Below are 12,731 nucleotides of genomic sequence, written 5' to 3'. Positions count from 1 at the left end.
TCAATGACTGTCAATGTACATGTGATTCCACATACTCACTGGGACCGGGAATGGTATTTCACCACCTCCCGCTCCCGTATCTACTTAATGAAAAGCGTAATGGACATTTTAGACACCCTTGAAACAGATGACAGGTTCCATTACTTCATGCTCGATGCTCAGGCATCCTTATTGGATGATTACTTGAAATGGCGTCCTGAGGATGAGAGTCGAATCAAAAAGCTCGTCACAGCCAAACGTCTCATCATCGGCCCATGGTATACCCAAACCGACCAGCTCGTCATTTCAGGTGAATCGATTGTACGGAACCTGCAATATGGGATTGAACGCTGTCAGCAGTTCGGTCATGTGATGAAAGTCGGCTATGTCCCTGATTCCTTCGGTCAATCCGCGCAAATGCCTCAAATTTACCGCGGATTCGGCATTGTGGATACAGCTTTTTGGCGCGGCGTTTCAGACCATATGACGAATCACACTGAATTCAATTGGCAAGGTGCTGACGGCAGTGAAGTCTTTGCGGTCAACCTGCCGTTTGGCTACTACTACGGTGGAAATATTCCTGAAAAGGATGAGGACTTACAAGCCTTTTTATCTGAAAAAATCGGTGCGTTGCAAGCAAAGGCAACCACAAAGAATGTCTATTTCCCAAATGGCTTTGACCAGGCACCGATCCGCAAAAACCTGCCTGACTTATTAGAAAAAGCCAATGAACTGGACGAGCACCACTATCAAATCAGCAGTTTAGAAGATTACATTGCAGCAGTGAAAAAAGAGCGGACGTCTTTTGAAACTTTAAAAGGAGAGCTCATTCATGCGAAGCATATGCGGATTCACAAATCTATTTTTTCAACACGAGCTGATTTAAAAATCTTAAACAATCAAATTGAAAACTATCTCGTCAATGTGATGGAGCCTATCCTCACGATCAGCTATTCACTCGGACACGACTATCCGCATGATACGGTTCGTGATATTTGGTACCTCATGTTTGAAAATGCAGCGCATGACAGCATTGGCGGATGTAATAGTGATACGACGAATCAAGATGTCTTCTTCCGCTACAAGCAGGCAAAGGAAATTGCTGAGAACCTTGTGGACTTACACATGCGCCTCATCGCCATTCGACTGCAAACAGAGCAAGAAATCACGTTTACTTTATTTAATACACTGCCTTCAAAGCGTTCTGAAGTTATTGAAGTTGAAACCTTTATCACAGAACGTCCTTTTACACTAAAAGATGCCAATGGAAAAACGCTTCAGTACACAGTGAAAAACAAAACCGATGTCACAGATTATGTGCTGGCACAGCAAATTTCTCTTAACCCAAGTAAAGATGTATACATGCCAAAACAAGTATGGAAAGCCGTTCTGCTGATTGAAGCCGCCGACTTACCGTCCGTTGGTTATACACAAGTCAGCATGGTTTTCGATGAATCAAGCGAATCTGTATGGGAACAAACAGAAGAACACGCGATTGAAAATACGTATTACCGCATTGCGGCAAATGACAACGGATCACTGGAGATCACAGATAAACGAACAGGCCGGACATTCTCTGAGCAAATGATCTTTGAAGACAATGGAGACGACGGGGATTCCTACAACTATTCACCACCGCGTGAGGATCTGTATGTGTCATCCAAGGATCTTTCTTCGGCAGACATCACAGTGTCTAAAAGCGGCTTGCAAGAAGAGCTCACTGTCCAGCTTACTCTTAATGTCCCTTATGACTTAGAAGAGCGCTCTCAGCAATCAGTCACGACTTCACTCCCAATCACAGCGAAGGTAGCATTAAACAAAGATGAGCCTGTCATCCGTTTTCATGTCGATGTCGACAATCATGCGTTAGACCATCGTCTGCGTGTTCTCTTTGATACAGGCATCGCATCAAAGGTATCACTGAGCGATCAGCAGTTTGGAACCATCGAACGCCCAACAGAGCTCACGCAAGAGCTTGAATGGTGGAGCAATGAACATTGGGAAGAAAAACCGATCACCATTGAACCGATGCAATCCTTTACTGCACTTCGTGATGAAGCATACGGTGTCGCTCTGTTGACGGACTGCGTGAGAGAATATCAGATCACAGGAGAAGGCTACACAACGATTGCGTATACGCTTTTCCGTTGTTTCGGAAAAATGGGGAAAGAAAATCTTCTTTACCGTCCAGGACGCGCATCTGGCGAAAAAATTGTTGAGACACCTGACGCTCAGCTACAAGGTGCACTGTCGTTCTCATTTGGCATGCACTATAGCAAGGATGCTGTCAGCGAGGGGCACTTAGCGCAGCTTGCCAAGCGGTATACAACCCCAGTTCAATGCTACGAACGGGCAGACTTTTTAAACGGTCGTTTAATTTTCTCTTTCCGAGATGAAAAAGAAGACTTACAATCTACTTATAGCCTGCTTGACATTGAGACAGACGGAGCCATTCTAAGCGCTCTGAAAAAAGAAGAGCATGGAACAGGCATTGTCATCCGTCTCTTCAATCCATATTTAACGCGTCAAACAGCCGCTTCAATCAATAGTTCATCTCTACATCACGGAGAAACAGCGAATTTAGGCGAAACACCTGAAGGACATATACTCAAAGCACAACATGGATCATTACACATTGAACCGCTCACACCTTGTCAGGTACAAACCTACATTGTAAAGAAAAAATGAACATGTAGGGGCGGGATCCATTTGGATTCCGCCCCTCTTTAATGGAGGGCATTGATCATGCGAATTGGAGGCATTGAAGCAGGCGGAACAAAATTTGTCTGCGGCTACGGAACAACAGATGGAACGATTGAACACATGACTTCCTTTGCAACAGGAAACCCAATTGAAACATGCCGGCAAGTGATCGATTACTTTACAAAGCATCCTGTCGATGCCATTGGCATTGGGGCATTCGGGCCTGTCGATGTAAAAGAACAAAGTCCAAGCTATGGGACGATTTTAGAGACACCCAAAACAGCCTGGCGCCAATTCCCTTTACTTTCTACTTTAAAACAAGCCCTTGGGCTCCCGATGAAGCTTGATACCGATGTGAACTGTGCAGCACTCGGAGAAGCCCGCTTTTCAGTTGAAGCAGAAAAACCGGCATCTTTGGTCTATATCACTGTTGGAACTGGAATAGGCGGCGGTGCCTATATTGAACACCGCCTCATTCACGGGTTGCTGCATCCAGAAATGGGTCATATCACAGTGCAGCGGCACCCTCATGATTCCTTTGGTGGCTGCTGCCCTATACATCATGATTGTTTAGAGGGACTGGCATCTGGACCTGCCATAGAAGGACGCTATCATACACTGGCACCCATGCTGCCAGAGGATCATCCTGCCTGGTCACTTCATGCCTACTATCTCGGGCAGATGACCGCCAATTTATTACTCACCCTTTCGCCAGAGCGCATCATTCTCGGCGGAGGTGTGATGAAACAGCCCGCTATGCTGCCGCTCATTCTTGATGAAACAGAAAAACGGCTTCATGGGTATTTGCAACTGCCAAAGCCTTTAAATGAAATTATCACCAAGCCATCCTTTGATGGATTATCAGGTTTAATGGGCGCTATCGCTCTTGGTAATGATGCCTTACAGGCGCAAGGAGCCGCGCAATGATGATGACGGCAGATCCTCGAACCTATCAGCTGATTCAGCGGCTATTTGAAACGAAAGGGTTCGTGAAGCTGGAGGAGCTTACTGCCTCTTTTCGCTTATCTGACCGCTCCATCCGCAATTTAATTAAAGAAGCAAATGAGCAGTTAAAGGAAGCTGGAGCCAAGATTAAAACGATCCGCGGAAAGGGATACATCCTATTAACGAGTGATCAAGACGCCTTCCTGCTTTGGCTTCATCAACAAAAGCTTCCTGCCCGCTCTCTCGTCCCCGTCATGCCAGAAGAGCGTGTACGATTTACGATGAGAAAGCTATTGCTTCAACCGGATTACTTAAAAATTGACCAGCTGGCTGAAGAACTATTCATCAGCCGCATGACGGTCAGCAGTGATTTGAAAAAAGGACGAGAGCTGTTAGCCCGTTACGGTATGACCCTTGTGTCAAAGCCTGGATTTGGCTTGAAAATTGAGGGAGACGAGTTGCAAAAAAGAACATGCTATGCAGACTTACTCCTTGAAGAAGAGCCCGCACTTTCTCATATCACCGAGCGGGAGCAGCTCCATTTTCCCGATATTTCTCTTGAAACCATTCGATCTATTGTCCTGACGAACCTGCATCAAGAGTCATTGCTCATTAAAGACATTGCTTTAAAGAACTTAGTCATTCACTTAGCAATTGCGATTCAGCAAACACGAAAAAACCAGCGAATATCGGCGAGTACCACTCGTACACAACGATCACCAGTCTTGATGAGAATTGCCCAAAAGATCATACAGCAGGTGAGTGACACCTTTCATGTCACCTTATCAGAGGATGAAACAGATTACTTAGTCATGCATCTATTGGCAAATCAAACGTGGAAAGAAACCGCCCAGCATCAGACGACAGTGGAAGTTCAGCAGGCGGTTGCGGTCTTTCTACAGCACATTGAGAAAATGAGCGGACATCGATTTGCAGATGACAACATCCTGCAGCAAGACTTGATGCTTCATATGAAGCCATTATTAAATCGAATCCAATATGGCGTATCCTTACAAAATCCGCTTTTGCATGAGATCAAAGCGTCCTATCCATACCCGTTTGATTTGGCTGTCAGCGGGCTGAATGCCTTACAGCTGGTGCGGACGCCAAATGAAGATGAGGCAGCATATGTTGCCCTGCATATCGCCGCTTCATTTGAAAGAAGTCAGCTCGATACCTCGCAAAAAAAGAAAGCCATTATCGTGTGCGGGTCTGGATTAGGGACGGCAAGACTACTTGAAATTAAATTAAAGGCAGCCTTTCAGCACGAGCTGGACATCGTCGAGCTGTATTCCTATCAGGATTATCTCATGAGCACCACCCTGCCCTGTGATGTCATCATTACAACCGTCCCACTCGCATCAAAGGGAAAACCAGTGATACAGGTCAGCGCCTTTTTTGAACATCATGATGTACAGCGGGTGAATGAAGTCATTCATTTATTAAATGGACACGGGACTCCCTCGCAAGAACTGATGGCGTTTTTTCAAGAACGATTGACCTTATTGAACGCTGACCTATCCAGTAAGGACGAGGTATTAGACACACTATGCAGCCATTTAGAAACGTATCAGCTAGTATCGTCATCTTTTCGGTCCTCGGTGCTTGAGCGGGAGCAAATGTCGTCTACCTACCTTGGAAAAGGAATTGCCATGCCGCACCCGCTCATCACAAATGAAGGCACATCCTGCGTAGCCATCGCACACTTAAAACAGCCGATTGACTGGCAGGGAAACCAAGTATCACTTGTCTTTTTATTAGCCATTCATAAGGATGATGCAGCCTGCATGAATCAATTCTTTGAACAAGCCGTTGATTTACTGGATAATCCAAACCGCATTCACTCCCTGAATCAATCAAAAACATTCGATGAGCTGATGAATGCGTTGTTTCAATAAGATCGAACAAAAGGCCGCCCAGCTGTTGATGAGGCGGCCTTCGTGTGATTGAGAATCATCAATCGTATATGACATTTTTCCCTTCTTCACTTAATTTCTTTAAAGAGCTCAGCATATGATCGATTTCTTCATCGGAATGTCTTTTCCATGAACCTAATTCTGCGACGATTTTCAAAGGGGATTTCGACCGATAAGAACGTGTGGGGTTACCCGGAAATTTTTTGTCAGTCAAATTCGGATCATTTTCAAACTCGCCTAACGGTTCTACAACATAAATTCTCTCTTTCGCATCAGATCTTGCTAATTCAGCACCCCACTTGGCTGCGTTTAATGTTCCGGTGAAATAGATATGGTTTGATTTTTGATCCTGATAATTCGATAAATACTGCGGTTCAAGCAGATCGCCAATCTTCAATTCCGCTTTCGTCCCATGAAAAAACGGGCCAGGATCTAAAACCTGCTCATTGTCATTCATACAGCCACGCCCCTTATCGTTTTTGACTTGCGTATAACAGTATACGGCCTGACCTGGGCGGAAAACAGTCTATAAATGAGATTACATTCGGGGTATAATGATAGTAGAGAGTAAGATGTGATTTGTAAACTCCAGCAAGTTGAAAAAATAGCAAGAATACATACAAAGCAGTCTTATTAAAAGAGATAAAAAGCTATTAGAAGCCATAAGAGAAACAAGAAACTAAAAAATTAATTGCGACAACGGAGCAGAAGGAAAAAAGGGCAAAAAAATGTTGGTGACAGTTTTGGAAATAGCGTATTGATGCCTAGGAAGAATCTCTGAGCAGGATTGAAGAAGATGAGGATAAAGTAGCCAATGAGACGTTTGAGGTCTTGGCATGTTGGCATCAATAATTATATAATTAACTAAATTTTACTTTGGAGGTGCTTTTTGTATGTCTATTCAAGTGGATGATGATGATGATGATGTTTTAGAGATGTGTAATATATATGCTCAAGAAACTCATCATAGAGAAGCATTGATTTTAGGAAACAGGAAAGGTCTATTGGAATTAAAAAATGCGATAGATCAGGCTTTAAAAACTGGTAGTGCTGTTGCAAATTTATACCCATCTGATTTTGAAGGATATGAAACTTGTATTGCTTTAGTAGATGATGAAAATAAGTTTGAGAAGTTGATGACTCCTTATGTAGAGCAATATGTACAAGATGATGATGCAATTGATCCAATTGAAATTATTAAAGATTACGATGCTAAAAAAGAAAAGCCCTCCTAATAGGGCTTTTCTTTTTTAGTGGAGTATTGTTCTACCTTTTACAGCTTTGTGTTTACTTGGTACTGATGCTCTCAGAGCATGGTGTATATGAATTTTTGGAGCTACATGAAAATGCCAGTACCAGTTTGATGATCCTGGTTTTAGTGGTATGACTCCGTTATCAACTGCAAATACTCGTATTTTCTTTTTTCCTTTTTTATGGAACACTTTTACAAGACTCTCGACTTTTCCTTTTCTATTTTTTACATACCAATCGATATGATAGTTCTTCCCAAAACCTTTTATTCTGTTTTTCAAATACTTCAGTGCAACTTTTGCGCCTTTTGATCTTATGGCCCATAAAGCAACTCTTCCTACGGTCATTGCAATTGGTACGAAGAATATTGGTAGTGCTTGTGTTGTGATTTCACTCTGACTACTTTTGGAGTCAAGTTGTTTCATTCGGTTTTCTAAAGCTAAAAATTCTTCATTGTTGAAATATTGATCGATCACTTTATTTTGTTCTGACTCTGTCATGTTTTCAAATTCTTTTTCTGTAAATGGAAGGTTTTCTATGTATTCCCCCATTTTCATTTCAAGTTCGTCTAATTCTTTGTTAGCTTGTTCATTTTGTAGAACCGTCGGTGTTACTAACGCTTTTAATTCTTGTGAATTGATAGAGTGTGCTTCTGCTGATGCTTCTGATGAAAATGGAGACCATATTGATATGACAAGAGCTAGGGTAATTAGGATTAAGAGTGTTTTTTTGAACATTTTGTTTATATTCCTCCTTTTGTATTAAATTCCAAAATTAAGGTTATCAAATCAAAATGAGTCTATCAATGTATTTAAGATAGATTTAAGAAAATTACTTTTTTGGTTGCGGTGTCCGCAATCATTTTTTATTTTTTAGAACTTCGTTTTGATGAAAATTTCTGTGGTAGACAAATGACACAAGCCGAAATGCATATGTTCCTAAACAATGGTGCACGATATTCCCACCACAATCTAAAGAAGCCCAAACTAATCAAACTAAAAATATCGTCACTACAATAGCAAAAAAACTTGCTGTTCAGGCTCTTCACAAGTCAGGCACATATTTAGAAAAACCCTTTATCGAAAGTAATAGACAAGAAATATGCAAAGAAAGTGAAATCAGGTTTTTACAAAGTAGCGCAATTTTTATACAGGCAAGCCTTCCACCTGATGTAGCATTCGAAACAGCAAAATTTCTTTGGATTATAAAAGAAAGTAGTTTATTAGGCTGTTAAAATCAGGCTATCTTTTTAAAACAACTTGAACAATATCATCTTGCCAATAGAGTGAACGAAGAAAAGCCAACCGCCCGCATAAGGGGGACTGACCCCATAAGATGAGACAAATAAAAAACACCTTCAAGTTTGAAAATGGATCGTTGTGATCCGAAATAAAACATGGAGGTGTTTTTTCTATGGGGACAAGAGTGAGTTATCCGGTTGAAGTCAAACAGAAGGCTGTAGAAATGAGATTGGCAGGCGTACCTATGAAAGAGATCATGCAGAAATTGAATATCAAGAATAAGACGCAGGTTCAGACATGGGTGAGGTGGCATAAGGCTGGGGATACACACCGGTTCGAACAGCCTGTTGGAAAACAATATACCTATGGAAAGGGTCCCGAGTACTCTTCCGAATTAGAGAGACTGCAGGCAGAAAATCGCTATTTGAGTCAACAGAATGAAGTTTTAAAAAAGTACAACGAATTGGAAAGGAAGTTGATAAGGAAACGTCAATCAAACTGGTAGAAGAATTTCACAAAACGATGACGGTACTGGACATCTGTGTCCATTTAGGCGTCTCACGCGCTTCGTATTATAGATGGAAAAAGAATCTGACTCAGAATCATTCTAAAAGACAACTAGAGAAACAGATCGGCACGTTGTGCCGAAAGCACAAATATCGATATGGTTATCGAAAAATCACAGCCATACTAAAAAGGAGAATGCATATTAACCATAAAACTGTTCAACGTATCATGCAGAAAAACCAGTGGCAATGCCGGGTTAAAATGAAAAAGCGTAAGAAGAATGGGCAGCCCTATGCCGTGGCCGGTAATATACTGGATCGGAACTTTCAGTCTGATCGCCCTCTTGAAAAACTAGTAACGGACATCACGTATTTGCCTTATGGACAGAAACAATTGTACCTTTCCAGTATATTGGATTTATATAATGGAGAAGTGATTGCTTTTACGATTGGTGATAAGCAGGACACAGACTTTATCTTAAACACACTTAATCAGCTCCCAGCACTGCCTGAGAATTGCGTGTTACATAGCGATCAAGGTTCTGTGTATACATCTTACGAGTATCAGAAAGCTGTTCATATAAAAGGCATTACCATGAGCATGTCCCGTAAAGGGACGCCCGCTGATAATGCCTCCATCGAATCGTTTCATTCCTCACTAAAGTCTGAAACGTTCTATCTTAACAGGATTGACCGCACTACGACCAGCATCGTAGAACGCACTGTCAAAGAATACATTTATTATTATAACAACATTCGTATTCAAACGAAACTAAACAACCAATCACCGATAAACTATCGGCAATTGGCTGTATAAAGGTGTTTTGATCCCTGTCTTAAAAACGGGGGTCAGTCCCAAGGTGATTGGCTTTTTTATCGTTATTTCCCGATGTTCTCTCCATTTTGCTGAATCAAGGTTTCATACCAGTAAGAGCTCTTTTTACGAATTCTCTTCAGGTCTTTTAGGTCAAATTCGTCGCGGTTGACGTAGATGAATCCGTAGCGCTTGGAGCATCCTTGGTGTGTGCTGATTAAATCGATTGCAGACCACGGGCAGTATCCGAAGACCTCGACGCCGTCTGTGATCGCCCATTTGATTTGTTCGATATGCTTTTCTAAATAGTCAATTCGATAATCATCTTGAATCGATCCATCTTCTTCTAATTTGTCGAAAGCACCCAATCCGTTTTCCGTGATAATAAGAGGCAGCTGATAACGGTCGTAAATCTCACGCATCGTTGATCGGAAGCCGACAGGGTCAATCTCCCAACCAAACGCATTTTTACTTAGGAACGGGTTGTTGCCACCTTTGTATACACCGTCTTCACCAGATTTCAAATGCTGATCTCCGCCGCGTGCAAATTCATCCTTGCCATCTCCTTTACTCGCTTCAACCGTTTGAGAGGTGTAGTAGTTAAAGGCAATGAAGTCCGGCTTCGCACTTTTCAAAATATCCATATCTCCCTCTTCGATGACAGGAAGAATGTCTTTTTCCTTCATGTATGCCCACGCAAGGTTGTTATAACGGCCGAAGACTGCCATATCAAGATAAAGCCAGTTGCGGATCGCATTGTAATTCGCCGCAGCAAGCACATCCTCAGGCTTTGGAGAAGCCGGATAAATGAGCGCGATGTTTGGCGCTGGTCCAATTTTCGCTTCGGGCAACATTTGATGACAAAGCGTCATGGCTTTCGCCTGAGCGACGAGCATATGATGGTTCTGCTGATACAGTTCTTTTTTCGGATTTTCTAAATTTGGATCAAGTGTACCGAGCGCAGATCCATGTAAGATCATCATGTTTTGTTCATTAATGGTCAGCCAATAGTTTACCTTCTGACCATACTCCTGAAATAGAACCTTTGCATACCGTTCAAACGCATCTACTGTCGCACGATTTGACCAACCGCCTTTTACTTGAAGTGCATGAGGCAGATCAAAATGATACATCGTCACGATTGGTTCAATATCATAGCGGCGCAGTTCATCGATGAGAGAATGATAGAATTCAATCCCCTTTTGATTGATCTCCCCATCTCCATTTGGAATGATCCGTGTCCATGCAATAGAGAAGCGATAAGCCTTCAAACCCATTTCTGCAAACATCTTCACATCCTCTTTATAGCGGTGATAGTGATCGCTTGCGACTTTAAAATCTGTTGTTCCTTCAGGGTAACTTGCTCTCATATCAATGACAGATGGTCCTTTGCCATCCTCGTTCCACGCACCTTCTACTTGATAGGCGGAAGTAGATCCGCCCCAGAAAAAGTCCTTTGGAAATGGTGCTAGTGTTGAATATCTCATAGTTTCTTCCTCCTCTTGATTAAACGAGATGTAAAAATGATTGTCCTGGTGTGATTTGTTTTTCTTCTGTTTCTATGATATCGCTAAACTCACCTGAATTGGTAATAATCACTGGTGTTGTGACGGACAGGCCGGAAGCTTGGATGGCTTCAATATCAAACTCCGCAAGCAATTCGCCCTCAGTGATGGTTTGCCCCTGTACGACCTTCGGGGTAAAATGCTGACCGCCTAATTGTACGGTATCAAGTCCAATGTGAATGAGCACTTCTGCTCCGCTTTCAGAAGTAAGACCGTACGCATGTCCTGTTGGGAACACCGTTGTCACAACTCCTGATACTGGTGCAAACAGCTTGCCTTCTGATGGAATGATGGCTGCGCCCTTTCCTAGTGCACCAGATGAGAATGCCTTATCCTGTACTTCCTCTAGCTTGATCACCTCACCCTTTAAAGGACTTTTCACATGAGCTGCTTTGACCCCATGTTCGTTTTCCATTGTTGGTGCGGCAACCGGTGCTGGCGTTTCATCTTCATCTACTGGATCCTTAAATCCAATCAAGTAAGTCAAGACGATGGATAGAACAAACGATACCGAGATTCCGATGATGAACCCTGTAAACCCTTGTCCGTAGAAAATCGGAAGTGTCAGTAAACTTGGAAGTCCTGACGCAATCGCAATACTTTGTGAATAACCGATGATCGCACCGCCGACTCCAGCAGAGATAACGGCAGCAATAAATGGTTTTTTCAAACGAAGCGTGACCCCATATACAGCTGGCTCTGTGATCCCAAACACGGCAGAAACCGCTGTCGATCCAGCCAATGATTTCAGCTTTTTATTCTTTGTTTTCAGCATAACACCAATGGAAGCACCGGCTTGTGAAAATACAGCTGGCGCAGTCGCCGGCTTGATATGATCTTTTCCATGGACGGCAATATTATTTAAAATCACTGGCACTAGACCCCAGTGGATACCGAAGATCACAAGAACCTGCCATGCCATCGCAATTAAAGCACCTGCAAGTGTAGGACTAAAGGAGAATACTTTCAGCAAGACAGCGGCAATGCCGTTCCCTGCATACACACCAAATGGTCCGAATACAATGAGTGTCAGTGGAACAACCGTGACAAGTAAAATCAGTGGAGTAATAAAGTTTTTGACACTTTCATGAATGACTTTGTTAAAGAAACGTTCGATATATCCCATGACAAACACTGCCAAAATGATTGGAATAACCGTTGATGTATAAGACATTAAGACGACCGGAATACCGAAGAAGGTCACATCTCCGCCGCCTTTTGACAACTCTTGAATGGTTGGGTAAATGAGTGCACCAGCAATCGTCACAGCGACAAATGGATTCGCTTTAAACTTCCTCGCCGAAGTGAATGCGAGCAGTAATGGCAGGAAGTAGAACAAGCTGTCAGACGCAGCAAATAAAATTTGATACGACGTATCTTCAGGTGATAACCATTTTGCATTGATACAGATCCCTAATAGACCTTTTAAAATACCAGCACCTGCCATGACACCGAGAAGTGGTGTGAAAATACCAGAGACAATGTCGACGAATTTTCCGAAAAGACTCGTGCTCTCTCCACCTGATTTTGCAGATGAAGAAGTGGACTCCTCTAATAGATTTGTAAACTCCCCAATCTCTCGATAAACCTCTGGTACAGTATTGCCAATGACTACTTGAAATTGGCCGCCGCTTTCCATAACAGTTACAACGCCATTTAATTTTTCAATGGCTGCTTTGTCTGCTTTTGATCGGTCATTTAATGTGAAGCGAAGTCTTGTAGCGCAATGGACCAGTGAATGAACGTTTTTCTCTGTGCCAATGAGTTTGATAATGTCTTCTGCTAATTGACGATAACTCATACAAAAACCC

At 42.6% G+C, this 12,731-nt stretch carries 9 protein-coding genes; 5 read left to right on the top strand and 4 right to left on the bottom strand.

From position 1 onward, the window contains the following. The first annotated feature begins 3 nt into the window (after window positions 1-3). Genes mngB through NST39_RS01370 form a run of 3 tightly spaced genes read left to right on the top strand, consistent with a single transcriptional unit; the run spans window position 4 to window position 5,525 of the window. The gene (gene mngB / locus NST39_RS01380) at window positions 4-2,667 is read left to right on the top strand and encodes a mannosylglycerate hydrolase (protein ID WP_341026604.1); all 2,664 of its coding nucleotides are present in this window, start codon (window positions 4-6) and stop codon (window positions 2,665-2,667) included. Window positions 2,668-2,724: 57 nt separating this feature from the next. After that, window positions 2,725-3,609, top strand: coding sequence for an ROK family protein (locus NST39_RS01375; RefSeq protein WP_044139204.1), 885 nt, complete (start codon window positions 2,725-2,727; stop codon window positions 3,607-3,609). Continuing rightward, window positions 3,606-5,525 (top strand): BglG family transcription antiterminator, encoded by a 1,920-nt coding sequence (locus NST39_RS01370; protein WP_341026602.1) that lies wholly within the window; start codon window positions 3,606-3,608, stop codon window positions 5,523-5,525. Before NST39_RS01375 ends, NST39_RS01370 begins: the two co-directional genes overlap by 4 nt. A gap of 58 nt (window positions 5,526-5,583) precedes the next feature. Here the strand turns inward: NST39_RS01370 and arr are convergent, their stop codons facing one another. Further along, window positions 5,584-6,000: an NAD(+)--rifampin ADP-ribosyltransferase gene (arr, locus tag NST39_RS01365; protein WP_341026600.1), complete on the bottom strand. Its 417-nt coding sequence runs from the start codon at window positions 5,998-6,000 to the stop codon at window positions 5,584-5,586. 436 nt (window positions 6,001-6,436) lie between these two features. Between arr and NST39_RS01360 the strand changes: the two genes are divergently transcribed. Next, on the top strand, window positions 6,437-6,778 hold the full coding sequence (locus tag NST39_RS01360) for a hypothetical protein (RefSeq protein ID WP_341026598.1): 342 nt from the start codon (window positions 6,437-6,439) through the stop codon (window positions 6,776-6,778). Window positions 6,779-6,793: 15 nt separating this feature from the next. Here NST39_RS01360 and NST39_RS01355 read toward each other — a convergent pair whose 3' ends face one another. After that, complete coding sequence (locus NST39_RS01355) at window positions 6,794-7,531, bottom strand: hypothetical protein (protein ID WP_341026596.1); 738 nt, start codon at window positions 7,529-7,531, stop codon at window positions 6,794-6,796. A 676-nt stretch (window positions 7,532-8,207) separates the two neighbouring features. Here NST39_RS01355 and NST39_RS01350 point away from each other — a divergent pair. Beyond that, a protein-coding gene (locus NST39_RS01350; protein ID WP_341026593.1) for an IS3 family transposase occupies window positions 8,208-9,358 on the top strand; the annotation gives its coding sequence in 2 pieces (ribosomal slippage) (window positions 8,208-8,481 and window positions 8,481-9,358; 1,152 coding nt in all). A gap of 62 nt (window positions 9,359-9,420) precedes the next feature. On the opposite strand, the gene NST39_RS01345 is transcribed toward NST39_RS01350, so the two are convergent. Together NST39_RS01345 and NST39_RS01340 are read right to left on the bottom strand one after the other, a co-directional pair. Beyond that, a complete protein-coding gene (locus NST39_RS01345) occupies window positions 9,421-10,842 on the bottom strand; it encodes a glycoside hydrolase family 1 protein (RefSeq protein ID WP_341026590.1) in 1,422 nt (473 codons plus the stop codon). Between the two features lie 19 nt (window positions 10,843-10,861). After that, on the bottom strand, window positions 10,862-12,721 hold the full coding sequence (locus NST39_RS01340; RefSeq protein ID WP_283924109.1) for a beta-glucoside-specific PTS transporter subunit IIABC: 1,860 nt from the start codon (window positions 12,719-12,721) through the stop codon (window positions 10,862-10,864). Between the last annotated feature and the right edge of the window lie 10 nt (window positions 12,722-12,731).

It is taken from the genome of Bacillus sp. FSL W8-0645 (assembly GCF_038007905.1).
Classification (GTDB): Bacteria; Bacillota; Bacilli; order Bacillales; family Bacillaceae; genus Bacillus; species Bacillus pumilus.
This window is presented reverse-complemented; position numbering and strand designations above follow the sequence as displayed.